The 26,092-nt window shown below is 29.3% G+C and carries 22 protein-coding genes; 14 read left to right on the top strand and 8 right to left on the bottom strand.

Annotated features, from left to right (window positions below; all coding sequences use genetic code 11):
* Positions 1–54: 54 nt before the first annotated feature.
* A complete protein-coding gene (locus MHN29_RS14325) occupies positions 55–396 on the bottom strand; it encodes a hypothetical protein (RefSeq protein WP_235275236.1) in 342 nt (113 codons plus the stop codon).
* A gap of 135 nt (positions 397–531) precedes the next feature.
* A complete protein-coding gene (locus tag MHN29_RS14320; RefSeq protein WP_235275235.1) occupies positions 532–2,922 on the bottom strand; it encodes a TonB-dependent receptor domain-containing protein in 2,391 nt (796 codons plus the stop codon).
* Positions 2,923–3,147: 225 nt separating this feature from the next.
* Between MHN29_RS14320 and MHN29_RS14315 the strand changes: the two genes are divergently transcribed.
* Positions 3,148–4,764: a sensor histidine kinase gene (locus tag MHN29_RS14315; protein WP_239176082.1), complete on the top strand. Its 1,617-nt coding sequence runs from the start codon at positions 3,148–3,150 to the stop codon at positions 4,762–4,764.
* Between the two features lie 3 nt (positions 4,765–4,767).
* Positions 4,768–5,466: a LytTR family DNA-binding domain-containing protein gene (locus tag MHN29_RS14310; RefSeq protein WP_235275233.1), complete on the top strand. Its 699-nt coding sequence runs from the start codon at positions 4,768–4,770 to the stop codon at positions 5,464–5,466.
* Positions 5,467–5,481: 15 nt separating this feature from the next.
* Here MHN29_RS14310 and MHN29_RS14305 read toward each other — a convergent pair whose 3' ends face one another.
* Together MHN29_RS14305 and MHN29_RS14300 are read right to left on the bottom strand one after the other, a co-directional pair.
* Complete coding sequence (locus tag MHN29_RS14305; RefSeq protein ID WP_235275232.1) at positions 5,482–5,871, bottom strand: acyl-CoA thioesterase; 390 nt, start codon at positions 5,869–5,871, stop codon at positions 5,482–5,484.
* Between the two features lie 65 nt (positions 5,872–5,936).
* Complete coding sequence (locus tag MHN29_RS14300; RefSeq protein WP_235275231.1) at positions 5,937–7,955, bottom strand: VWA domain-containing protein; 2,019 nt, start codon at positions 7,953–7,955, stop codon at positions 5,937–5,939.
* A 130-nt stretch (positions 7,956–8,085) separates the two neighbouring features.
* On the opposite strand from MHN29_RS14300, the gene MHN29_RS14295 reads away from it, so the two are divergent.
* A complete protein-coding gene (locus tag MHN29_RS14295; protein WP_235275230.1) occupies positions 8,086–8,430 on the top strand; it encodes a hypothetical protein in 345 nt (114 codons plus the stop codon).
* Here the strand turns inward: MHN29_RS14295 and MHN29_RS14290 are convergent.
* A complete protein-coding gene (locus MHN29_RS14290; RefSeq protein WP_235275229.1) occupies positions 8,402–8,812 on the bottom strand; it encodes a group III truncated hemoglobin in 411 nt (136 codons plus the stop codon). The two genes, MHN29_RS14295 and MHN29_RS14290, sit on opposite strands and share 29 nt — an antisense overlap.
* Positions 8,813–8,881: 69 nt before the next feature.
* On the opposite strand from MHN29_RS14290, the gene MHN29_RS14285 reads away from it, so the two are divergent.
* The 8 genes from MHN29_RS14285 to MHN29_RS14250 all read left to right on the top strand — a co-directional run bounded on the left by MHN29_RS14285 (position 8,882) and on the right by MHN29_RS14250 (position 16,153).
* The gene (locus MHN29_RS14285; protein ID WP_235275228.1) at positions 8,882–9,478 is read left to right on the top strand and encodes a Crp/Fnr family transcriptional regulator; all 597 of its coding nucleotides are present in this window, start codon (positions 8,882–8,884) and stop codon (positions 9,476–9,478) included.
* A gap of 72 nt (positions 9,479–9,550) precedes the next feature.
* Positions 9,551–10,894, top strand: a complete 1,344-nt coding sequence (gene purB, locus MHN29_RS14280) for an adenylosuccinate lyase (RefSeq protein ID WP_235275227.1) — start codon at positions 9,551–9,553, stop codon at positions 10,892–10,894.
* 4 nt (positions 10,895–10,898) lie between these two features.
* On the top strand, positions 10,899–11,471 hold the full coding sequence (locus MHN29_RS14275) for an adenylate kinase (RefSeq protein ID WP_235275226.1): 573 nt from the start codon (positions 10,899–10,901) through the stop codon (positions 11,469–11,471).
* A 2-nt stretch (positions 11,472–11,473) separates the two neighbouring features.
* A complete protein-coding gene (locus MHN29_RS14270) occupies positions 11,474–11,929 on the top strand; it encodes a hypothetical protein (RefSeq protein WP_235275225.1) in 456 nt (151 codons plus the stop codon).
* A gap of 3 nt (positions 11,930–11,932) precedes the next feature.
* Entirely contained in the window at positions 11,933–12,709 is a 777-nt protein-coding gene (locus MHN29_RS14265) for a TerC family protein (RefSeq protein WP_235275224.1), read from the top strand.
* A gap of 136 nt (positions 12,710–12,845) precedes the next feature.
* Positions 12,846–13,130: a hypothetical protein gene (locus MHN29_RS14260; RefSeq protein ID WP_235275223.1), complete on the top strand. Its 285-nt coding sequence runs from the start codon at positions 12,846–12,848 to the stop codon at positions 13,128–13,130.
* 33 nt (positions 13,131–13,163) lie between these two features.
* The gene (locus MHN29_RS14255) at positions 13,164–15,575 is read left to right on the top strand and encodes a TonB-dependent receptor (protein WP_235275222.1); all 2,412 of its coding nucleotides are present in this window, start codon (positions 13,164–13,166) and stop codon (positions 15,573–15,575) included.
* 11 nt (positions 15,576–15,586) lie between these two features.
* Positions 15,587–16,153: a type 1 periplasmic binding fold superfamily protein gene (locus tag MHN29_RS14250; RefSeq protein ID WP_235275221.1), complete on the top strand. Its 567-nt coding sequence runs from the start codon at positions 15,587–15,589 to the stop codon at positions 16,151–16,153.
* Positions 16,154–16,287: 134 nt separating this feature from the next.
* On the opposite strand, the gene msrA is transcribed toward MHN29_RS14250, so the two are convergent.
* Complete coding sequence (gene msrA, locus MHN29_RS14245; RefSeq protein WP_235275220.1) at positions 16,288–16,944, bottom strand: peptide-methionine (S)-S-oxide reductase MsrA; 657 nt, start codon at positions 16,942–16,944, stop codon at positions 16,288–16,290.
* Positions 16,945–17,087: 143 nt separating this feature from the next.
* On the opposite strand from msrA, the gene dnaX reads away from it, so the two are divergent.
* Positions 17,088–18,788, top strand: a complete 1,701-nt coding sequence (gene dnaX, locus MHN29_RS14240; RefSeq protein WP_235275219.1) for a DNA polymerase III subunit gamma/tau — start codon at positions 17,088–17,090, stop codon at positions 18,786–18,788.
* On the opposite strand, the gene MHN29_RS14235 is transcribed toward dnaX, so the two are convergent.
* Positions 18,777–20,594, bottom strand: coding sequence for a sodium:proton antiporter (locus MHN29_RS14235; protein WP_235275218.1), 1,818 nt, complete (start codon positions 20,592–20,594; stop codon positions 18,777–18,779). The genes dnaX and MHN29_RS14235 overlap by 12 nt on opposite strands.
* A gap of 80 nt (positions 20,595–20,674) precedes the next feature.
* On the opposite strand from MHN29_RS14235, the gene MHN29_RS14230 reads away from it, so the two are divergent.
* Both MHN29_RS14230 and MHN29_RS14225 read left to right on the top strand, forming a co-directional pair.
* Complete coding sequence (locus MHN29_RS14230) at positions 20,675–21,502, top strand: universal stress protein (protein WP_235275217.1); 828 nt, start codon at positions 20,675–20,677, stop codon at positions 21,500–21,502.
* Positions 21,503–23,731, top strand: a complete 2,229-nt coding sequence (locus tag MHN29_RS14225; protein WP_235275216.1) for a SulP family inorganic anion transporter — start codon at positions 21,503–21,505, stop codon at positions 23,729–23,731.
* Here MHN29_RS14225 and pbpC read toward each other — a convergent pair.
* Positions 23,715–26,063, bottom strand: a complete 2,349-nt coding sequence (gene pbpC, locus MHN29_RS14220) for a penicillin-binding protein 1C (protein WP_235275215.1) — start codon at positions 26,061–26,063, stop codon at positions 23,715–23,717. The genes MHN29_RS14225 and pbpC overlap by 17 nt on opposite strands.
* Positions 26,064–26,092: the final 29 nt, after the last annotated feature.

The following is a 26,092-nucleotide window of genomic DNA, read 5'->3' as shown; positions in this document are numbered from 1 at the left end:
TTTTAACTCTTGTAAATACAAGAATTATAAACTGTTAAACTTTAAAATGTTGAATTAAACCCTAGGAGGTTGGAAAAGTTCATCTAAATAATTAGATGCTTTTAAATGTTTGCTAAAAAGTATTTTCTTTTTTGCTTGAAGTGGTTTTACAAATAAATAATTAAATTCTTTTGTAATAATAGCATTAGATATTCCTAATAAAATACAGTGATGATGGTGCTCTCTATTTCTTTCTTCCTCTGTGTCGTTTTCATGGTGAGAATCGTGATGCGCACTATCCATAGCTCCAATATGACTTTCCGTAACATCTTCATCAAAAATAATAGCATCTGTATGTGCTTGTACTGATGGTACAAACAATATTAAGATTAACATTATGATACTAATATTTTTCAAACTGAATCTTTTAGACTAGTTACAAAATTATAAAAAATATAATAATTCCTTTCTAAAAAGCTATTTAAGTTCTTTTCTTACTAATAGAAAAACCTGCATTCTTCAGAGAGAATACAGGTTTTTACACCAATGATATTAATATCTATTACTTCTTTTAGCGCTTCTATTTCTATCAGAAGGTTTTTGATTGAATTTATATACAAAACTCAATGAAAATCGTTGAGCATTCCTACTTCTATCTTGATAAATTGAAAAATTATTACCTATAATCTCTTCTCTAGATCTTCTTGTATCTAAAGCATTATAAACATTAAAAATTAAACTTCCTTTATTATTGAATATACTTTTTTGTAAACCAAAATTTAAATTTGTTATAGGTTTTGATTTAGTTTGTGCGTTACGTTCTTCTCCTTGGTGAAAAACTCGTGTTTGTAATCTTAATGTTTTAAACGGTCTTAAATTCATTGTTAAATTGGTAAACCAAGTATTACTAGAAAAATCAGCTACTTGATTGTTTAACATCCCTTTTTGTTGAAATCTATACGCATTAAAATCTCCTGAAAAGCGTAACCATTTTAATGGATTATAAGATGCTGATAGCTCTACTCCATAACGTTTTTCATTATCTAAATTTACTGGTGATTGAATAAAAACACCTTGATTATTTTGTACTGTTTCGTATTGAAATGCATTATTAGTATCTGAATAATAAACAGAAGGATTCAACTGAAATTTATTTCCTCTATACATTATTGAAAGCTCTATTGCATCTGTAAATGATGGTCTTAATGCTGGATTTCCTGTAAATCTAGAAGTAAAGTCTTTTAATTGAAAGAATGGATTTAACTGCCATAATGATGGACGTCCAATTCTTTTACTATAATTGATTTGTCCACTTAAGTTTTCTTGAAATTCATAACCTAAAGTAGCTGATGGGAATAAGTTTGTATACTTATCTTTTAAATTTAACGTAACATCTGAAGCATCAATATCAATTTTAGTGTTTTCTATTCTCAATCCTAACTGATAATTTATTTTTCCTTTTTTTGAATTTATTTGCACGTAGCTAGACAGTATCTTTTCTTTATAATCTAATTGATTATTAATGTTATCTATTATTTCAAACTGACCATTGATTAATTCCTCTGCTAAAAATTCATTTGTAATAGTTCTATTCTCAAACTTCGCTCCTATTTCTAAATTTGTCTGCTCGTTTAATGGTGTTGTAAAATCTGATTGAACTACAATATCATCTGTACTTCCCTTTCCTTTAGTTTGTATTGTTGTTTGAGCAATAGTTGTTGTTGGGAATTTTTCATCAGTTTGTAAATGCCAATCTTTTTCACTATTCCAAAAATCATATTGAAAATCGATTGTTAGCTTTTGTCCTTTTTTAGCAAAGTTTTTTGTGTAATTTGCTTCTAATTGATTGTAATCTCTTTCCTCTACAGAGTTACCAATAGTTTGTAAGGATTGTGCTAAAACTCCTGAATTAGAAAAATCAAAGAATAAATTGGTTACATCAGTATCTTTAGTTTCGTTTCTATAATAAGCTATAGTAACTGTATTTTTATCATTTATATAATAGTCGGTACCAAAATAAAATAACTGTCCATCATCATGCCTGTCTTCATCTTCACTTTGGTTTAAAAAAGTAGTTACATTATTATCTGTAGTAGTTTGTTTCTTAAAATACTCTCCTTCATAATCAGTATATCTAATTCCTAAATTTGTGAAAAAATTGAATTTATCCGCTTTATAATTTAAATTTCCTATTGCTCTATAATCATCTGGAATCCCAGCAACTAAACGAACTTGACCATTTAATCCTGATTTTCTATTCTTTTTAAGTATAATATTAATAATTCCTGCTGAACCAGATGCATCATATTTTGCTGATGGGTTGGTAATAACTTCTATACTTTCTATAACGTCTGCTGATAATTGTTCTAGCGCTTGCGATTGTGATAAAGCTGAACGTCTTCCATTAATCATTACCTGTACATTCGCATTTCCTCGTAAACTTACTGTTCCTGTTGGACTTACATTTACTGAAGGTACGTTACTTAATACATCAGAGGCAGATCCACTTTGTGAGGTAATATCTTTTCCTACTCTAAATACTTTTTTACCCAATTTTAACGATACTTCTGATGTTTCCGCCTTAACTACTACTTCATCTAGTGTTTTAGTATCTTCTTTAACTGTAATACTTCCTAAATTAACTGTACTTTGCTCTTTTGTAATTTTTACTTTTCTCTCAACAGTTACAAAACCTATGTATTGAATTTCTAAATTATAATCACCAACCTTTACTTTAGAGAAGATAAATTCCCCTTTATCATCGGTTACAACTCCTTCTAATAAATTATTAGTAGCGTCTTTAAGTACAACTGTTGCGTAGGGTAATGTTTCGTTTGAAGCATCTATAACTTTTCCTAAAATTTTTCCGTTGCCAGATTGTTTTTGAGCTACTACTGAAATACTAAAAAGTAAACAGAGGAATAGATTCATAAGTGGTTTCATATTTTGTAAGTTTTAATTTTCATCAAAAATGAATAGAAAATTCTCCCTTTTTATTTAAAACTATGTGAACTGCTCTAACAATTTGCAAACTGCTCTAAAAACACTTTTATTTCGTTTACTTTTACCATACAATTAATATTCATGAAAAAACTACTCTATATCATCCTTTTGTTATCTGCAATCTCTTGTAAATATGAATTTAAAAGATATAAACATAGAGCCAAGATGTATACAACTGAAAGGAGTTTTTTATTCAAAACTGGAGATAATCCCCTATGGGCTACAAAAGATTTTGATGATAGTAATTGGAATACTGAAAATATAGTTCCTAAAGGAGACGACATTTTTTGGACTAGGAAAATAATTAATATAACTGAAACTCCTGATTCTCTACAATTAATAGGTATAAGTATCAATGCTTTTGGAGCATATGAAGTGTATTGGGATGGTGTTTTAATAGGTAGAAATGGAGAACCTGGAAATGAATTAAACAATGAGAAAACCGGAAGAACAACCGATAAATATTTAATACCAAATAACTTACTTGAACTAGGAAACCATACTTTAGCCTTACGAATGTCGCAACTATACGAAAAAGGAGGTCCTCGTGGAATTTATATATACATAAAAGATTATAACGAGCTAGTTACTGACAAATTAAAAGATACTATCTATATTAATATTTTGGCTGGAGCATTTTTACTTGCCACTATTTACTATTTCTTTTTATACATAAGTGATAGGAAGCAATACACAATGTTGTTATTTAGTATTTCTAGCTTTTTATTTTTCTTACTAATTATACTAGAATACATTAAGTTTTATATTCCAATACACTATTCACATTTCGTTTTACGTTTAGAAGCTATTGGTTATTTAACTTTATTCATATCCTTTATAGTTCCTTATTATTTTTCTGTACAATTCACTTTCCCTTTTCGAAAATGGTTTTTCTTAGCATATAATATATTTTTAATATGGATTCATCAGTATTACTCGCCTTCGTTTGATTATACAGCTTTATTTTTAGCTCAGATGATGTGGCTTTCTTCTACTCTAATTATCTGTTATGCTATATACAAAAAACAGAAAGCTGCTATTGTTGTTTTATTTGGTTTATTATTGAGTTTTACTGTATATAAAATATCCATTTTTGATGTAAGCTTATTTGTAAGCTTTGCTATTATTTCTTTATGTATGTTTTATATATTATCAATAAAACTAAAAGAACAAAGGCTCGCTTTTGAACATACAATAGCAGAATCTACTAGATTAAAATATGAATTATTAAAAAAGAAAATACAGCCTCATTTTTTAATGAATACCTTAACTTCTTTAATTGATTGGGTTGAAGAAGCTCCTGATAAAGGCGTTGAATTTATTGAAGCATTAGCAGGCGAGTTTGATTTATTAAATCAAGTAGAAAATGAAACTTTAATTCCAATTTCTCAAGAAATAAAGCTATGTAAAAGTCATTTGAATATTATGAGGTATAGAAAAGAAATAGAATACCTCTGGGAAGATGAAGGTGTTTTGAATGATGATTCTCAAACCATTCCTCCTGCTATTATTCATACTTTACTTGAAAATAGTATTACACATTGCTTACCTCTTAAAAACAATTCTATGCGTTTTAAATTGGTTGTAGAAACAAGTGATAATAAACAAAAATACACCTTTCTAACCTATGCTAAAGTTAGAAACTCTCAAAAAGATAGATCAGACGGAACTGGTTTTAAATATATCAAAGCACGTTTAACCGAGAGTTATAAAAATAATTGGAACTTTAGTTCTGAACCCACTGAAAATGGATGGAAAAATGTAATAACAATTATAAAATAGCTTATGAAAATTTTAATTATTGAAGATGAAGCTCGTATTGCTAAAAGAGTGGAACGTATGACCAAAGAGTTTTTTTTAAATACACTTCAAGAATTAACTTGTGTACATTCCTTAACTGAAGGCATAGAACATATTCAAAATAATCAATTAGACTTATTATTACTTGATTTAAACCTGAACGGTGAAAATGGTTTTGACGTACTAAAAAATAGTGTTTCAGAATCTTTTCATACCATTATTGTTTCAGCCAATAAACATCAGGCACTAACTGCTTTTGAATATGGTGTTTTAGATTTTGTTCCTAAACCTTTTAATAAAACAAGGTTAGAACAGGCTTTTAATAGAATTATACGAAAAGAAGAAGTTACTACAGAAAATCTTCAATATTTAGCTATTAAAAAACGTACTGGAGTACAATTAATCGATATTAAAAATGTAAGATATATCAAAGGTGCAGGTGTGTATACCGAAGTGTTTTTAACAAACAATCAGAAAGAATTACACGACAAATCTTTAGAAAAACTTTCTCAATTATTACCAGAATCTTTTCAACGTATTCATAAATCATATCTAGTAAAAATTACTGAAATTAAAGAAATTATTGTACAAACTGGTAGTAAATATTCTGTTGAATTAAATAATGGCGAAATTCTTCCCGTTGGTAGAACTAAGTATAAAGAATTGAAAAAACTATTTTTATAAAAAAAGGTTGAAAATTTATTTTTTCAACCTGTCTTTAGTGTATTCTATTTTTGTTTTTCCGTGAGCTATTGGACTTCCATCTTCATCTAAACTAACCATAACTATTTTATCAATAGCAATAATAGTTTTATGCGTAATCTTATTACGTACTTCACAATTTAAAGTAATTGATGATCTTCCAAATTTTACAACTTCAATACCAATTTCTATTATATCTCCTTTTTTAGCTGAGCTTACAAAATCTATTTCAGACATAAACTTTGTTACTGTTTTAGGAATTTCTAATTGAATAATAGCATATAAAGCTACTTCCTCGTCTATCCATTGTAACAATCGCCCTCCAAATAAAGTTCCATTTGGATTTAAATCTTCTGGTTTTACCCATTTTCTAGTGTGAAATTTCATATATTTTATTTTACTACAAATTTCAATATTTAGGTCTTGTTAACCTATCAAACATCATTTGTTTTTTATATTTTACCATAGTATTTTCTAATAAACCACTCTGTAGATAAGAGTCCAATAATTAAAAACAACGTCCATTTCCAATTAATTAAATTTTCTTTATTGCTAATTGATTTTTGGGTTGTATAATAAGACTTGTTAAGCGATAAATCTTCTAGTAAATTATCAACTGAGTTTGCATAAAACAACTTTCCTTTTGTTTTTAAAGCTAAGGAATTAAGCTTTTTATAATTAGCATTTGTAAACTGTTCTTCTATTTGATAATCGGTTATTTTAAATTTTCCATAACTATTTATATTTTGATTTTTTACCGATACTCTATAACTATAATCACCAGAAGTTAAGCCTTCAACCGATACCTGAAATGAATTATTTACAAGTGAAAATGGTAAAGTTTTTTTCTCTTTACTCTCTGTATTTGTAATTGTTAGCTCTAGTTCAGCTCTATTATCAAATTGGTAATTTTTATCTACATAAAAAGCTGTAATGCTAATTGGTACATTGGCCGCATATAAACGTTCTGCACTAACTTCTAATCTTTTTCTTTTTTTATTAGACGCTAAATATTGAGTTAAGCTACCTATAAATGTATCAAACGTTTCAAAAGATTGTTCTTTTAAAAAACTTGCTGCTCTCCATTTCCAAATTCCTTCTCCAAATAAAACTGCATACTTTTTTTCATTATTCTCAATGGTAGTTAACAAAGGCTGTTGCGTTTCTACTCCAGCAAATTTTTGATATAATAAACTTTGCGATTTACTATCTAAGGTAACTTCCCCAAACTTGTCTCTAAGCGGAGGAAACTCATCAAAACCAATGTCTTTTTGTAAAAAAGTTAAAAAACCATCATTATAAATAGCTGCATATTCTTCTACTTGATTAATCGCTTGCTTTCGAACACCTAATTTTAAAGAGTTTAAAAAGTTCCAATCTGTCTTAGTTCCTGAGATTACTAAATAATTTGAAGAAGCTTTTTCAAAAAACTTTTTAAAATAACTATTAGGTTGATACAATACATAAAACTGATACTCTGAAAAATTAATATTCCTATCGTTAATTAAAGCTATATCTGCCTTACGTTGTTTATTACTTTCTATTGACTTTTTAAGAGCTCCTAAATCAGGGTGTAAAAAAGAACTTACTATCAACACCTTTGTTTGTTCATCAAGTACTTCTACCGAAAAGTTTTTATAGTTATTCTTTGTGTTTTTTTCATTCCTAATTTTACTAATCGAAGCTGAGTAGTATTGTAAACCTTTTTCTCCTGATAACAAATTAGTCGAAACTGTTTGCGATGGGTTTGATGGAGAAAACTGTAGTTTTTTTGAAAAAATTCTTTGTCCTTTATGCGATATTGTAAAAGTAGAGTTTACTTGCTCTTTTCCTTGATAATACAAAAGAGCTTCTACAGGAAATTTATTTTTTATATAACTGTATTTATTTACATTCAGTTGTGAAATTTGTATATCTTGATATGTAGTAGTATCACCAACAACTATTGGATATACACTTTTGTTTATATTTAAATATTCATAGTCATTTCCTTTTGTTTGATTACCATCACTAATTAAAATAGTAGCGCTATTTGCTTCTTTATTTAATTCGCTAATTGATGTTATTGCTTGTGAAATGTCTGTTTGAGTTTCTGAAAAAGATAAACTATCTAATGCTTTTATATTTTTTCCATAAGTAAACAATTGTACATCAAACTTATCTTGTATTTTTTTATTGTTTTCAATTTCTTGTACAATGCCTGTTACCTCTTTTTCCTGCTTAAAATGTTTAACAGACAAAGAATTATCAACTAAAACAGCTAAAACCGGTTTGTTATTTTCAGTTTCAACCATTTCAATTTTAGGATTGATTAATAGTAATAACAGTAAAAACAAACTCAATGCTTTTAAAAAGAATAAAAAAACATGGATTTTAGGCGTTTTTTTTGCTTTATAAAAATATTGAAAGAAAGCAATTGCAACGCTTACTAAAACTGCTAATACTATATAAAAAAGGGTCAATGATTCCACAAAAGATATTTTAATCTGTGAATATAAAAATATCTATTCAATTAAATTAATCTAATAAGTTTTCATTTATGATTTCGGTCATAAATTAATTAGTCTATGGGTAATAATTTTGTAGTAAATATTATTAGGCATGAGTACAACAAAACAATTAACTGTAAGTAATTTAAACTCTAAGACTTTAAATTTCAACCCAATAAAAACAATAAATCAAAAGATAGCAGAAGAAAAAAAGAATGCTATTGGTATATCTGTTATTTTAATAATGATAGGTACTATGATTGCTTCTTTTTCTGCAGCCTTGGCTGTGCATGGAGAAGTAAATCTGTTCCCATTAATATTTACCTGTGTTTCAGCTATGGGAGCAAATGCTTTAGCTATAAGTCAACGACCTTTTAAAGTTGTTGCTTGGGGATTTATAATTAATATTTTAGGAAATATTTTATTAATTATTTACCAGCTTGCGCTTTTGGCTTAGCATCAAACATTTTAAAAAAGAGCATGGAAGCTATATTTCGTGCTCTTTCTTTAGCTTCATGAGCTTTTTTCCCTATAAAAAGATTATCAATAGTTTCAAACCATAATTGAAGCCATCTTCCAAAATGTTCTTGAGAAATGCTATGATTAAAGTTTTTATCTAAATCTTTATGTGCTTTCATAGGATTTCCTTTAAACTTACGAACAAAGAAAAGATTGGTTTCCCAAAAATCGGTAAGTTTTTGCAAATGACTTTCCCAAGTTTCATCTGGAATGGTTTTTATAAAAATCGGACCAATAAAGTCATCTTCTTTAATTTTATCATAAAAAGTAGATACTAATAAATATACATCTTCTCTATTCTCTATTTCTTTTCTATTCATCAAAAACTATTTATTAATAAGCAACAAAAGTATATCTTTATACTGTTGCAATTTATGACTTAAATCATAATGATACCTAAAGAACTTTTACTAAGCTATAACGCTCAATATAAAACCTATAAAAAAGGAGAAATTATTTTTTCTGAAAATCAAACTGCTCATAACTATTTTCAAATTAGTAATGGAGCTATTAAAATGAATAATTATAATGAAGATGGAAAAGAGTTTATTCAAGGTATTTTTTATAAAGAACAGAGTTTTGGTGAACCTCCTTTATTTATCGATGTAAAATATCCTGCCAATGCAGAAGCTATTTCTGATTCAGAAATTATTGTAATTTCAAAAGAACAACTATTTAATTTACTCCAAGAAAATCCAGAAATTCATTTAAAAATAACACAAAGTCTAGCCAAACGTTTATATTATAAAGCAATTATAGCTTCCGAAATTTCTAGTCAAGAACCAGCTCATAGAGTTCTTCGCTTTTTTGATTATTTAAAAAATGATGTTTATAAAATTAAGGGAGACTTTACTTTTAAAATTGAATATACAAGACAGCAAATTGCCGATATTCTAGGCTTACGTGTAGAAACAGTAATACGTGTAATAAAATTATTAGAAAAGAAAGGTGATCTTAAAATCTTAAAACGAAAAGTTTATCGTTAAATTCCTTTCAGATATCCTTTAACATAATATAAGTATTTTCTATTTTTGTTGCTTACAACACAACAACAAAAAATGAACTTAACACAATTAAATGCCATCTCTCCAATTGATGGTAGATACCGCAATAAAGTTGCGGATTTAGCTAATTATTTTTCAGAAGAAGCCTTAATTAAGTACAGAGTAAAAGTAGAAATAGAGTATTTTATTGCTTTATGTGAAATTCCTTTACCTCAGTTAGTTGATTTCAACAAAGATTTATATTCAAACCTTCGTGAAATTTACACTTCTTTTTCATCTGATGATGCTCAGAAAATTAAAGATATCGAAGCAATTACCAATCATGATGTAAAAGCTGTTGAATACTTTATTAAAGAAAAATTTGATGCTTTAAATTTACAAGCTTATAAAGAGTTTATCCATTTCGGATTAACTTCTCAAGATATTAATAATACTGCCATTCCGTTATCTATTAAAGATGCAATGAATGACGTTTATTATCCAACTTTAGATACTTTAGTATGCAAATTGGCTGATTTATCTGAAGAATGGGAAAACATTCCAATGCTAGCTCGTACACATGGACAGCCAGCCTCTCCTACTCGTTTAGGAAAAGAATTTTTTGTATTTGTAGAGCGTATTAATAATCAAGCAATACACATACAGCATACACCACATGCAGCAAAATTTGGAGGTGCTACAGGAAATTTCAATGCACATAAAGTAGCATATCCAGACATTGATTGGAAAAATTTTGGAACCCATTTTGTTGAAGAAATTTTAGGATTACATCATTCGTTTCCAACTACTCAAATTGAGCACTATGATCATATGGCAGCTTTATACGATGGCTTAAAACGTATAAACACTGTTTTAATCGATTTAGACCGTGATGTTTGGACCTATGTTTCTAACGATTATTTTAAGCAAAAAATAAAGAAAGGTGAAGTAGGTTCTTCGGCAATGCCTCATAAAGTAAACCCTATTGATTTTGAAAATTCTGAAGGTAACTTAGGAATTGCAAACGCTATTTTTGAACACTTATCGGCTAAATTACCTGTATCTAGACTGCAACGTGATTTAACTGACAGTACTGTTTTACGTAATATAGGAGTTCCTTTTGGACATACCTTAATTGGTTTTGCTTCAACTTTAAAAGGTTTAAATAAGTTATTATTAAACGAAGAAAAATTTGAAGAAGATTTAGAAAACAATTGGGCTGTAGTTGCAGAAGCTATTCAAACAATTTTACGTCGAGAAGCATATCCAAATCCATACGAAGCTTTAAAAGGTTTAACACGTACAAACGAAAAAATAACACAACAATCTATTGCTAATTTTATTGACACTTTAGAAGTTTCTTCTGAAATAAAAAATGAGTTAAAAGCAATTACACCATCTAATTATACAGGAATTTAATTTTATGAATATCATCATTTTTGGACCTCCTCTTGCTGGAAAAGGGACGCAATCTAAGAACATAATCACTAATTTTGGTTTAACTCATCTTTCTACTGGAGATGTTTTAAGAGCAGAAAAATCTCAAGAAACCGATTTAGGTTTAAAAGCTTCCGAATACAGCAATAAAGGTTTATTAGTTCCTAATGAATTGGTAATGAAAATTCTTGAAAAAGTTTACACTCAAAGTGACAACAAAAAAAACTTTTTATTTGATGGATATCCTAGAAATGTTATTCAAGCAGAACACTTAATTAATATTTTAGAAAAGGATAATAATACTATAGACTTTGTTATTTATTTAAAAGTACCTAAAGAAGTATTGTTAGAAAGAGCCAAAATAAGAGCTAAAGAAGAAAATAGAAAAGATGATGCAGATCAAAATACAGTATTAACTAGAATTGACGAGTTTATTACCCAAACGGTACCTGCAATAGATTATATTAAAGGAAAAAACATTCCTACTCTAGAAATTGATGGAAATCAATCTATTGAAATTATTAGTCAAACTATTTACCAAAATTTAAAGTCCTTATAAACATGATTAAAGTTGTTAACTTTTCATTTTCTTTAAAAAATAGCCTTAAAGTTGCTTTTTGTCTTTTTGCTATTTCATTTATCTCTTGTTCTCCAGAAAAGAAAGGAGATCCAACTCGTTTTAAATATGGAACTTTTGAAATTCCAGCTGGAGAGGGCTATGGAAAAACTATTATTGTAAGGAAAGATAGCTTACAAATTGAAGAATACACTAAAAAAGTAAGTATTTCAACAGATAGTTTAACCACTGTTAAGGAAGAAAAACATATTGATACACTTTACATTAAGTGGAAAAATAATTTTGCCTATAACTTAAAAATGAAAAATCCAAAAACAGATTTGGATAAAGACCCTATATTTGTTCAAATTACAAAAGTAACCGATAGCTCTTATAGTTTTACAGCTAGAATTGGTTACTCTAATTTTAAACAAAAAGGAACTGTATATAAAGTAAAATAAACTATGGAAATTTTCTTACAACCCGACACCTGGGGTGCATTAGTAACCTTAACTTTTTTAGAAATTGTTTTAGGTATTGATAACATTATTTTTATATCAATAGCAGCAAATAAATTACCTGAAAACTTACAAAAAAAAGCCACTAATATAGGTTTAGTTTTAGCAATGGTATTGCGTATCGTTTTACTATTTGGTATTTCTTTACTTATAGCCATGAATGCTCCATTATTTCATGTAGACTTTTCTTGGTTTAAAGCAGGAGTTACAGGACAAGCTTTAATCCTATTTGCTGGAGGTATATTTCTACTATATAAAAGTACCAAGGAAATTCATCATAAAGTAGAAGGTCATGAAGAAGATACCGAAGATGGAAAACCTCAAAAAGGATATACATTAACACAAGCTATTATTCAAATTACATTAATTAACATTGTATTCTCTTTTGATTCAATTTTAACGGCTGTTGGTATGACTAACGGTGTTGAAGGAGCTATGATTATTATGATTGCTTCTGTTGTATTATCAATGGTTATTATGATGTTATTTGCTAATCCAGTAGGTAAGTTCGTAAACAAGCATCCAACAATTCAAATGTTAGGGTTATCATTCTTAATATTAATTGGATTTATGCTTATTGCTGAAAGTGCTCATCTATCGCATGCCAAACTATTTGGAGAAGCAATTGGAACTATTCCTAAGGGTTATTTGTATTTTGCTATTACTTTTTCATTATTAGTTGAAATGCTAAACATGAAAATGCGTGGAAATTCAAAAAAATAAAGCTAATTAGTTAAAATTATACTATTTTTAAATAAGACCTGTTTATAATTATAAATAGGTCTTATTTTTTTATACATTTGCGAACTGAGTTATGTTCAGCTTTAAAAGACATATTGCCCTTTTACTTATCTTTTCGTTGCTAACACCAACATTAGTTAGGGCTTCTCATGACCTTTTTGAAGATCATGAACATATTGCTTGTACTTCTAAAACAGAGCAACACTTACATGAATTAGAGAATGATTGTGATGATTTACACCTACAATTAAAAGTTACTTATTTTGATTTTGGTAATAATTACGAATTATTTTCTGAAGATATTCATATAGAAAAAGCTCTTAGAAGCCCAAAACAATTTAACTCAAATTTCACTTCACATAAATCATCACGCGCACCGCCTAGTTATATAATAATTACGTAATCTTTTTATTCAATTATTTATAGCTAAAATTTAATGAACTTAAAAAATATTGTTCTGATGCTTTTGTTATGGAGTTTTTCTTCTATAATAATAGCACAAGAAGAATGTACATATACATTCTCAGGTTTAGTAGATGATTTTCATGATAAATCGCCCATAGTTGGAGCTACGGTTTTAATTAAAAATCAAAACAAATACACCACTACAGATATCGATGGAAAATTCACCATCAATAATGTATGTAAAGGTACTATTACTGTTGAAATTTCTCACGTTGCATGTGACCCTAGAACTTTAACTTTTACAATAGACAAAAACCTTTATAAAGTTATTGATTTAGAGCACCATATTGAAGAATTAAACGAAGTAAGTGTTAAAGGTAAAACGGGGTTAAAAACTAAAACTTCACAAGAAACCTTAATTAAAACAAGAACTTTAGAAAAATTCAGTAGTGCAAGTTTAGGTGATGCTTTAAAAGATATTTCTGGTGTATCTTCTATTAATACTGGGAACTCTATTGTTAAACCTGTAATTAACGGTTTACACAGTAGTAGAGTGCTTATTTCTTTTAATAATGTTCGTTTACAAGATCAAGAATGGGGTATAGAACACGCTCCTAATATTGATTTAAACGCTGCAGAAACTGTTTCAGTTATAAAAGGAGCTAATGCATTACAATATGGTGGAGATGCTATAGGAGGAGTTGTTATTGTTAATCCCTCAAAAGTTCTTATTAATAAAGATACTTTATATGGAAAAACAATTCTTTCTCAGCAATCTAATGGAAGACTTTTTAATATTACTAGTAGTTTGCAAAAAAATTATGCAAAGGGCTGGTATATAAATGGACAAGCTTCATACAAAAGAGCTGGTGATTTTAGAGCTCCTGATTATTACTTGACTAACACAGGAATAGATTCTAAAGCATTTACATTTGCTACAGGATTTAAAAAATTCGATAAAGGTTTTGAACTTTTTTATAGTCACATAGTCAATAAAATAGGAATTCTAAGTGCCTCTCATGTAGGTAGTGCTTCTGACTTAAGAAATGCTATTAATAGCCCTACTCCATTAAAAATAAGTGATTTTAGTTATACAATAGACAACCCAAAACAAGATGTTACTCACCAATTACTTAAAGCTAGCTATTATAAGCGTTTTAAAGGAATTGGTAAATTATCTTTACAATATGATTTCCAAAGCAACAATAGATTAGAGTTTGATTTAAGAAGAGGTGACAATAAAAATTTAGCTGCCACTGATTTATTATTAAAAACTCATTCTTTTAGAGCCGATTTAAAAATGGATGCAAATCCTGATCGAATCTACAAATTTGGAATTATTGGAAGCTATCAAAATAATTTCCCTGACCCAGCAACTAAAGTAAGAAGAATCATACCTGATTATGATAAATACACTTTTGGAGCTTATGGGATTGGAAATTTTAGATTTGAAGACATCTTATTAACTGCAGGTATTAGATACGATTTTGAACATATTGATGCTAAAAAGTTTTATCAATTTTCTAGATGGAACAGTTTAGGTTATCAAAATGATTTTAGTCACTTTATAGTTGATCCAAATATACAAGGCACTCAATTATTGGCTAATCCTGTGTTTACTTACCATAATATTTCGGCATCATTAGGTATTTCTTATGATATTAATGAGAAAAGTTCTTTAATTGCTAACTATGGTTTAGCAAATAGAGCGCCTAATGCTTCTGAATTATTCAGTGCTGGGTTACATCATTCTGCTGCTAGAATAGAATTAGGAGATTTACGTATACAACCAGAAACGTCTAATAGATTTTCTGCTACTTATAATTTTAACCACAACAAACTTGATTTTTCTGTTGAAGGATTTTACAATTTTATAAATGATTTTATTTATATAGAACCTTCAGGAGCTGAATTAACACAACGTGGTACTTTTGTTACTTGGGATTATAAACAAGTAGACGCTCATTTATTTGGTATCGATACTAATATTAGTTATCAAATAAATAAAAATTTAAGTATCGGAAATAAAACTTCGTTTCTTAGAGGAAAGGATACAAGTAACAAACGTGATCTTATAGATATTCCTCCATTTAAGACGGTAACGCAACTTACTTTTAACAAAGCTGAATGGTATAATTTCAATGCTTCTGTTCAAAGTGAATATAATGCTAGACAAAACAATTTCCCTAACAACAATTTTGACATTTTTATCCCTCAAACTAATAGTTATGAACTTGTTGATATTAGTACACCTCCCAATGCTTACCATTTATTAAATTTTTCGTCAGGTATAGAGTTTAATCTATTTAAAACCAATATGGGATTAACATTTTCTGTAGACAATATACTTAATACCAGCTATCGAAATTATTTAAACAAACTACGCTACTTTGCTGATGATTTAGGGAGAAACTTTAAAATTCAATTAAAAATTAATTATTAAAAAAACACATTATGAAACTTATTAAATTATTTTCAATACTTACTATTTTTTCTTTAGTATTCGCTTCTTGTTCAGATAGCGACCCAGTTCCTGTAAATGAGGAAGAAGTTATAACTACAATGAAAATTGTATTAACTCCAAATGGTGGAGGTAATGCTGTAACTATCCAAAGTCAAGATTTAGATGGAGATGGTCCTAATGTTCCTGTAATTACTCCAGATCCAATTACACTTGCAGCAAATACAACTTATAGTGCGGTTATTACTTTATTAAACGAAACTGAAAGTCCTGCTGGAAATGTAACAGACGAAGTAGCTGCTGAAGCTGAAGAGCACCAATTCTTCTACAGTGCTAATGGAATTACTGGTACTTTTACTTATGCTGGAAATAACGATTCTAATGGAAACCCTGTTGGAATTCAGTTTACAGTTGCTACTGGGGCTGCTGGAACTGGAGCTTATACAGTTACTTTAAAACATGAGCCTAACAAATCGGCTGCTGGTGTTAAAGATGGAGATATTACTAATGCTGGTGGTTCTACTGATATTGAAGTTAGCTTCCCTATTACATTACAATAATAAACCATTTATATTGTAAAAAACCTCAGGTTAATCCTGAGGTTTTTTACAATATAAATGATATTAAGAATCAAAAACTCCCCATAATTGGGGAGTTTTCTTCTTATATAAACAAACTTTAACTTAATAAAGTTTTAGTGCTTTTCCTTTTTAAGCAATTCCGGAAATTTCTGCTTAAAACGATTTAGCCTCGGAATAGAAACCTTTTGCACATAAGGATTTTCTGGATGTAATCTCTCATAATTTTGATGGTATTCTTCCGCTGGATAAAACTTGGTAAATTTTGTTACTTCAGTTACTATTTTACCTTTATAAATTTCTTTATTTAATTTTTTAATTGTGTTTTCAATTATTTGTTTCTCCTCATTATTACTATAAAATGCAATAGACCTATATTGACTTCCATAATCTGGGTGCTGTCCATTTTTTGTTGTAGGATTATGAGAACCAAAATAAACATCTACTAAAGTTTGAAAGCTCACTACTTTAGGATTATAGTAAACAGCTACCGTTTCTGAATGTCCAGTTCTTCCTGTTCCTATTTTTCTATAAGTAGGATTTTTTGTGTGCCCACCTGCATAACCAGAAACTGCTTCCTCTACTCCTTTTACACTTTCAAAAATAGCTTCTACACACCAAAAACACCCACTTGCAAAATAAGCTACTTTGGTATCTTTTGAGTAAGATATGATTTTATCACTCTCTTTAATTTCTTCTTTTTTTGTGAAATTTGTAAAAATAATAGCTGATAAAAACACTACTGAAAGTGCTATTGATTTTAGTATCTTCATAAATTATAATCTTTTATATGTATTCAGTCGTGTAAAAAAAGAAGATTTTACAATTGTTTACAACTTTAGGTTTTCATTAAGAAAATTGTTTGTGAGTTGCCATCGGGTTTTTTACTTTTGTTTACGTAAATAGTAGTAATTAAATGGAACATTTTATAGTATCAGCACGTAAGTATCGTCCTCAAAATTTTGAAGATGTTGTTGGCCAACAAGCCATCACCAATACTTTAGAAAATGCTATAAAAAACAATCATTTGGCGCAAGCATTACTTTTTACAGGGCCTCGTGGAGTTGGTAAAACTTCTTGTGCTCGTATTCTAGCTAAAAGAATAAATCAAGAAGATGCTACTAATGAAGATGAAGATTTCGCTTTCAATATTTTTGAATTAGATGCCGCTTCAAACAACTCTGTAGACGATATTCGAAACCTAACTGATCAAGTTCGTATTCCACCTCAAACTGGAAAATACAAAGTTTATATTATTGACGAGGTTCATATGCTTTCTCAAGCAGCTTTTAATGCTTTTTTAAAGACATTAGAAGAGCCGCCAGCACATGCTATTTTTATTTTAGCAACAACCGAAAAGCATAAAATTATTCCAACAATATTATCACGTTGTCAAATTTTCGATTTTAAACGTATAGGTGTTTTAGATGCTAAAGAGTATTTAAAAACGATTTGTGCTAAAGAAAATATTACAGCTGAAGATGATGCTTTACATGTAATAGCTCAAAAAGCTGATGGCGCTATGCGTGATGCTTTATCTATTTTTGATAGAGTTGTTAGTTTTTCTGGTAGTAACTTAACACGTGAAGCCGTTACTCAGAATTTAAATGTATTAGATTATGATGTTTATTTTAACATTACTGATCTATTACTTGAAAATAAAATACCTGAAGTATTGATGGCTTTTAATGATGTTTTAGCCAAAGGCTTTGAAGGACATCATTTTATAAATGGTTTAGCATCTCACTTTAGAGATTTATTAGTTGCTAAAGATGAAGCTACCATACAATTATTAGAAGTTGGAGACAATACAAAGAAGAAATATTTAGATCAAGCTAGAAAAGCTAATATGCAATTTTTGCTTCCAGCTATTGATAAAGCAAACGATTGTGATTTAAAATATCGAGGAAGTAAAAACCAACGTTTACTGGTAGAACTTACCTTAATGCAAATAGCCTCTATCACTTTTGATGGAGCAAAAAAAAAATCTAGCAACTACATAATTCCGGCTACTTTTTTCACTTCTTTATCTCCTTCGGTAAAGAAGATTGCAATTCAACCAATTGTAAAAGCTACAGAGATTCCTCAGGAAACAAAACAACCTGAAGTTAAAGAAACTCCACAAGCCCAATCTACAAAACCAATGTTGAAAAACATTAAACGTAGGGCCTCTGCACTTTCTTTAAAAAGCGTACATAAGAAAAAAGTTATTGTTACTAATGATGATGATGAAAACTTCGAAAATCACCCAAGAACTCCTTTTACTAATGAAGAATTAGCAGAAGCTTGGAAAAAATACTACTTTAAATTACAAGGGTTAGGTGAACGAAGTATGGCAGCTATTTTAGCTTCAGACACTCCATTATTAGGGGCTAATCATAAAATAAAGTTCTCTGTTCCTAACGAATTAATGAAGTCCCAATTAAGAAAAGGGAAACCAAAATTAATGCGTTATTTACGTGAAGCTTTAAATAACTATGGTATTGAAGTTGATATTGTAGTAAATGAAACTATAGAAAAAAAGTTTGCCTATACTCCTCATGAAAAATATGAGAAATTAAAAGAGAAAAATCCTTTAATTGAAAAGTTAAAGCAAACTTTTGGTTTAGATCTCTAGTTTTTTACCTAAATAAACAATAGCGTTATTTTCTTTAATATTTGCCGTATTAAATGTTGGTAATACTTCTAAGGTATCTCCTACTTTTACAAATAACGGTATTGATTTTATCTCTTCCTCAATTTTTTCAAGTTTAGTAACAAAATCTTCTTCTGATTTTACAATCAATTCATGTATCGTAGGATAATCTCTCGCGCTTTCATTCAGATTAAAGTAATCATCATTTTCTGTAAACAGATTCATTTCCTCTTCTACTTCACTATCCTTAACTTCTTTTGAACTAGCTACTCTATAGGCACCATGCTCACCATACAACTCAGATAATTGTGTTATTGCATATTTATTAACCACATCACTACCAGTCATTGCTATCAGGTAACCAACGTCACTTAATTCTACCTTATCATCAATACTATCGTTATAAATATCAATATCAAAAGCTTCAATTTCATTATTACGAGCTTTTTCAATATAATCTTTATTCTGATCTAACAATATTACCCTTCTATCATTATCTTTTAAATATTTAGCAATCACTCTTGCTGCTTCAGAAGCTCCAATAATAACTATCGCTTCAGATTGTTTTAAGAATACTCCTACTAGTTTAGCAAACAAACGTGCTGTAGTTGCATTTAATAGTACTGTACCCAACACAATCATAAATACCAAAGGAGTTATATATTCTGCGCCTACTACACCTTGTTTCATTAATTTAGTTCCAAATAATGAAGCAATACCAGCAGCTACAATACCTCTAGGTCCTACCCAACTTATAAATAATTTTTCATTGAGTTTTAAAGTTGAACCTCGTGTACTTAGAAATACACCTAAAGGACGTATTACTAAAACTACAATGGCAAATAACAATAGTGCTTCCCAGTTAAAAATAAGTTGAAGCTGACTCATATCCATGTTTGCAGCCAACAGAATAAATAAAATAGAAATTAATAATACTGAAAGTGATTCTTTGAAATATAATAATTCGTCAAAACTATGAATCTTACTATTCGCTATTACCATTCCCATTACCACTACCGATAATAAACCAGATTCATGAGCAAATAAATCAGACAATACAAATACAAATAATACGGTAGATAGTGATACCACGTTTAATAAATAATGTGGAACCAACTTCCTATTAACTATAAATATTAACGCATGTGCAAACGTAAAACCAAAAGTTGAACCAAATAATAAGATTTTACCAAACTCAAGTAAAGCTGTTTTTGTAAAACCACTTCCACCTCCAACACTAATAAATTCAAAAACCAATACTGCTATTAATGCTCCAATTGGGTCAATTAAAATACCTTCCCATTTTAGCACAGCTGCTACATCTTTTTTAAGAGGTACATTTCTTAATATTGGCGATATTACTGTTGGACCTGTAACTATAATTAATGCTGAAAATAACATTGAAATTTCCCATCCTAATCCAAAAATATGATGTGCAACAATACCTGAAACAATAAATGTTACTGCAGAACCTAAAGTAATCAGCTTTGTTATAACTGGACCAACATTAGAGATTTCACTTTGCTTTAATGTTAAACCTCCTTCAAAAAGAATAATACTAATAGCTAAAGACACAAAATAAAATAGACCATCGCCAGGAAATAATCCTTTTTTTCCATTCCATATAGGTTCAATCCATTTACTTCCATCAGAACTAAAAAATTCAGCAGCAACAGGACCTACTAATAGTCCTATTAATATTAAAGGTAATATTGCTGGAATTTTAAATTTCCATGCTACCCATTGTGCTAAAATTCCTAAAATGATGATTCCTGCTAGTTCTACCATAGTCTTTATTATGTAAAAAATATTATTTCTCGGAATAAGAATAAAATTCTATCTTCGAAAACTTAAAAATAAACAATATTTTGATTAAAAAAATTTTAATTGGTATTGCTTTCTCTCCTAATTTAAAAGCGAATTTATTTGAAGCTTTACGATTGGGGAATATGCTTGGAGCTCAGGTAATTGGTGTACATGTTGGAGAAAAATCTGAAGAAAAAGAAAAACAATTACAACAACTTTTAGATGAAGTTTCAGCACTAGAACAACCTTTCAAAACGATCTGGCAAGAAGGTAAACCGGTCGATGTTATACTTCAAACGACAAAACAAGAGCAAATAGATTTATTAATATTAGGTGCTTTACAAAAAGAGAAACTCTATAAATATTATGTAGGTTCTATAGCTAGAGAACTTACACGTAAGGCTAAATGCTCTGTATTACTTTTAATAAAACCATCTATTGAAAGAGTTCCTTGTAATCATGTTGTTGTAAGTGGTTTGGAAGATGATAAAACAAAAGAAACTATTAAAGCTGCCTTAGCCATTTCTAAAAAGCTAGACTGTAAAAGAGTTACTATTGTTGAAGAAATTAGCCAAACAGAACTAAATGTAAAAGTTAACGACGATGCTTCTTTACGTAAAGCTACTTTAGCAAAAGAACGTTTAAAGGAACGTGAAGATTTCCGTGTACAATGTGTACTTGATGAAATTGACACCAAAGATATTATTATAAAAAAGCAAAGTATTTTCGGACGTAGAGGATATTCTATAGGTCACTATGCTAAAGTAAAAAGGGCTGATTTACTTGTAATGAGTGCTCCTAAAAAAATGGGGATCATCGATAGAATTTTCCCACATGATTTAGAATATATTTTAGCTGAATTACCAACCGATGTTTTAATCGTTAAATAAATGAGTAAGAAAAATCAATTTAAAACATTTTTAGGAGAATTACCTCAAAATATATTTTCAGGTTTTGTAGTTTCATTAATTGCACTGCCTTTAGGTTTAGGTTTAGCTTTAGCGTCTGGTGCTCCTCCTATTTCAGGAATTATTGCTGCAATTATTGGAGGTTCGGTAGTTGCCATTTTAGGAGGTTCTAATGTTACTATTACAGGACCTGGTAATGGATTGGTAGTTGTAATTTTAGCAGCCATTACTACTTTAGGTGCTGGCGATATGCATCAAGGTTTCTTATATACCTTAGCAGCCATTGTGGTTTCAGGAATTATCATGATTATCTTAGGTTTTTTACGACTTGGATCTTTGGGAGATTTTTTCCCTTCATCAGCAATTCAAGGAATGTTAGCTGCCATTGGTATTGGGATTTTTGCGAAACAAATTCATGTAATGTTTGGTAATTTAAATGTCAAAGGAAGTATTGTTGACCTATTAATACAAGTTCCTCAAGGTCTTATTGATTTTGTTAATACCGACAATACAAGTACTTTTTATGCTGGTTTAGTAGGTATAGGTAGTTTACTTATTATGGTTTTTTATAGTAAAATAAGAAACAAATACTTTCAATTAATCCCTGCACCAATGTGGATTGTTGTTTTAAGCGTAGGTTTATACTATTACTATGATATGTTTTCTGCAGCTCCATATCCGATTGATAAAAGTATATTGATTAATTTACCTGATGATGTATTGTCTAACTTCGCCTTTCCTGATTTTAGTAAAATTTATCAATTCGACTTTATCAACGCTGTAATAGCTATTACTCTAATTGCTAGTATTGAAAGTTTATTAAGTATTAAAGCTGTTGATAAACTTGATCCTTTAAAACGTCGTTCTAATGTAAACAAAGACATTAGAGCCTTAGGTTTAGCTACAGTTATTAGTGGTTTATTAGGAGGTTTAAATGTGGTTACGGTAATTGCACGAAGTTCTGTAAATGTAAATAATAAAGGTAGTAATCGTTCTGCTAACTTTTTTCATGCAGCATTTTTAGTTGTTTTCATTTTATTATTTGCTACCGAATTACGTAAAATACCACTTCCAGCTTTAGCTGCTATTTTAGTATATACTGGATATAAATTAGCTTCACCAGAGAACATTCAAAAAGTATTTAAAATTGGTAAAGAGCAATTAGTTATTTTCTTAGCTACTTTAATTACTACAATTACAACAAGTTTAATTACAGGTATTTTAGCGGGAATTTTTATAACTTTTGTTATCCACGTTTTTATAAACAAAAACTTTATGTTTTTCCTTAAAAATCTATTAAAACCTAATGTTTTAATGTTTAAAGAAGACGATAAATACTATGTTTCTGTTGAAAATTTTTCAAGCTTTTTAAACTATACAAAATTAAAAGCTAAACTAGATCAAATACCAGAAAATGAAGATGCTATAATTGACTTTACGCTATGTGATTTTGTTGACCATTCTGTAATGGAAAACCTTCATAATTATGCTGAGTCTTTCAAACGTAAAGGAGGACATTTTGAAGTAATTGGACTTGACGGTTATAAAACCGGTAGTGAGCACCCTTTTGCTTTACGTAAAAATATTCCTCTTCAAACAGAAGAAACAAGAAAACCTAATAGCTTAACTAAAAGACAAAAATCTCTACAAAGTATTGGTAATGAATTAGGTTGGAATTATGCGGTTTTACCTAAAGAACCAGTTACACGAATTCCTCATTTTGGTTATTTTAAAACTAGACAAATAAATAAAGTATCTAATATCTTATCTAATAAAAAATGTACCTTATTTGATGTAGAATTTCATGAGGGAGAACTTTTTGCTAAGCAAATTATAAAAGCTACCATGTTACACATTAATTTGGGGCAAGAAGTACCTGAATTTACCTTAGATAGAGAAGGTATTTTTGAATACATATATCATTTTGCTGGTTTTAAAGATATTAATATTGAAAACCATCCTGATTTTTCAAAAAGGTTTTATTTATCTGGAAAAGACGAGTTAGAAATCAAGTCTTTCTTTACTGATGAATTGGTCTTATTCTTTGAAAGTAATAAATACTATCATATCGAAGCGAGTAATAAAGGCTTATTAATTATTGGTAGAGAGCGTTTAGCTGGTATTAAGGAAATTAAATCTTTAGCAGACTTTGGTATGCGTTTAAAGAATGTAATTACTGAGAAAAAAATGGCTGTTATTGAATCTGTATAAAACGAGTTTTTTCGTTTCCTGAGTCATCAATAACAGTAATTTTATAAGTTCCTTCTTTAGGCTTTATAGATTGTTCATGATACTGCTGTGTTTTTCCTAGGTATTTATCATTAATATACCAATAAACATTAGCATTATCATTTGCATGCATTAACTTTAAAATGATTGGATTTAAAGTACCATTTTCATTTTTTGTTAAAGATAATTTTGAATAGTTTTTAGAAGGAAAAATAAAATCTATTGTATTATTTTCAAGTTGTATACAATCTCCTCTAAAATTTGGTAATACCCTATAAGCAGCATTTTTTTGCTGATAATAATACGCCATTAGAGGAGGCAGCTCGAACCAAACAATATTTTTCATGTTACTAATAGATTCACATGATGAATTTACTCGGTATTTTTCTGAAGCATCTACAGTTATTTCCTTGTGGTATGGACATGACTTAGCATTTATTCCACTTTTAGGAATTCGTTTTAGTACCGATTTACATATTGGCAATGCTAAATAGCCACTTTGTTTACAGATTTTTTCTTCAATTAAATCTTCAAAAGGTTCTAAAAACCAATCTGATTTTGGTAAAATATCAAAAACATCAAACATTAAAGGTGCTGCGCTTCCTACTCCTGTTAAATCTGGGCGTCCCTCTCCATCTGAATTTCCCATCCATACTCCTACTACATATTTTGGAGTAACTCCAATTGCCCAAGCGTCTTTATTTCCAAAACTAGTTCCTGTCTTCCACCCTATTTTTTGTGAAGAATCAAAATATTTCCAAGCTTGATCTGTCAATGGCCTATTAACTTCTGTTAATGTATTTAAAGTAGTAAACGCTGATCCAGCATCTATGCTTAAATAACTTTCTTTAACAGCTCCAAAATCAACATCAGTAGTATATGCATAACTTGGATTTGGATATTCTTTTTGATAATATTTATGCTTTAAAGTTTCGTAATTATTTACAATACCTGCATAACCAGCATATGTTTTACATAAATCCCATAAACTAGCTTCTGCTCCTCCTAATATTAATGACAATCCGTAATAATCAGCAGATTTGTTAATATCGTCAATACGGTAATCTTTTAAATCCTCAGTAAACTTCTCTAAACCATATCGCTGTAACATTCGTACTGCTGGAATATTTAACGATCTTGTTAAAGCTTCATTTGCAGGTACTGCTCCATCAAAAGTTAAATTAAAATTATTAGGACTATATCCTGCTATTTCAGTAGGAATATCGGCAACTAACTGTGTTGGTAACAAATCCCCCGATTGTAACATATGTGCATATAATAACGGCTTTAATGTACTTCCTGTACTTCTTGGAGCTATTATATTATTTACATCTTTTTGATGTTTTTTATCTGTTGGTGAATTCCCAACATAGCTAATCACTTTTCTTGTTTCAACATCTAAAACCAATACAGCCAAATTATATACTTCATTTTGTTTTTGACGTTCGTAATGTTGCTTTGCTAAATTATTTACTTGTCGTTGTATATGGATGTCAATAGAACTTTGTACGTATTTACCTTCCTCTTTTTTGGCTATTTCCTGTACTAAATGTGGAGCTATAGTAGGTAAAGCATAAGGTTTTTGAGGTAATTCTTCTTCAACTGCTAACTCATACGTAATTTGATCAATAATACCTTCCTTATACAGCTTTTGTAATAGACGATTTCTTTTTTTCTTTAATCTCTGTTGATTTTTCCCTGGATAAATTAACGAAGGGGCATTGGGTAATACTGCCAACGTTGCACTTTCGGCCCATGAAAGTTGGTGAGGTTGTAAACCAAAATAACGCCATGATGCCATTTCTAAACCTACTACATTACCTCCAAAAGGTGCATGAGATGCATATAGTTTTAAAATTTCTTTTTTCGAATAGCTAAACTCTAATCGAGTTGCTAATAGTAATTCTTTTAACTTTTCAAGATAAGAGCGTTGTTGGTTTTTACGAGCTAAACGAATTACTTGCTGCGTAATGGTACTTCCTCCTCTAACAACTTTTTTGGCCTTGATATTGTCTATCATAGCTTTTCCTATAGCAACTGGATTAAAACCAAAATGCTGATAAAAATAGGCATCTTCAAATTGTAAGACACACTGTTCAAACTTTTTGGGTACAGAATCTAATTCAGGAAATCTCCATTGACCATCTTTTGCTACTACAGCGCCTAGTAATTCATTATTACTTGCTGTAACCACTGTTGATGTAGGAGTTTCGAATATTTTTTTAGGCAAACAGAAATAGTAAACAACCATTAATACACTTAAAATGATTGTCTTTATTTTATGCTTTTTAAAAAAATTGAAACTAATTTTCATCTACAATTTATTCAATTCAAAAGTATAAA

It is taken from the genome of Tenacibaculum sp. Cn5-46, from assembly GCF_022347705.1.
Taxonomy (GTDB): Bacteria; Bacteroidota; Bacteroidia; order Flavobacteriales; family Flavobacteriaceae; genus Polaribacter; species Polaribacter aiptasiae.
The sequence above is the reverse complement of the archived record's forward strand: the minus strand, read 5'-3'. Positions and strand labels throughout refer to the sequence as shown.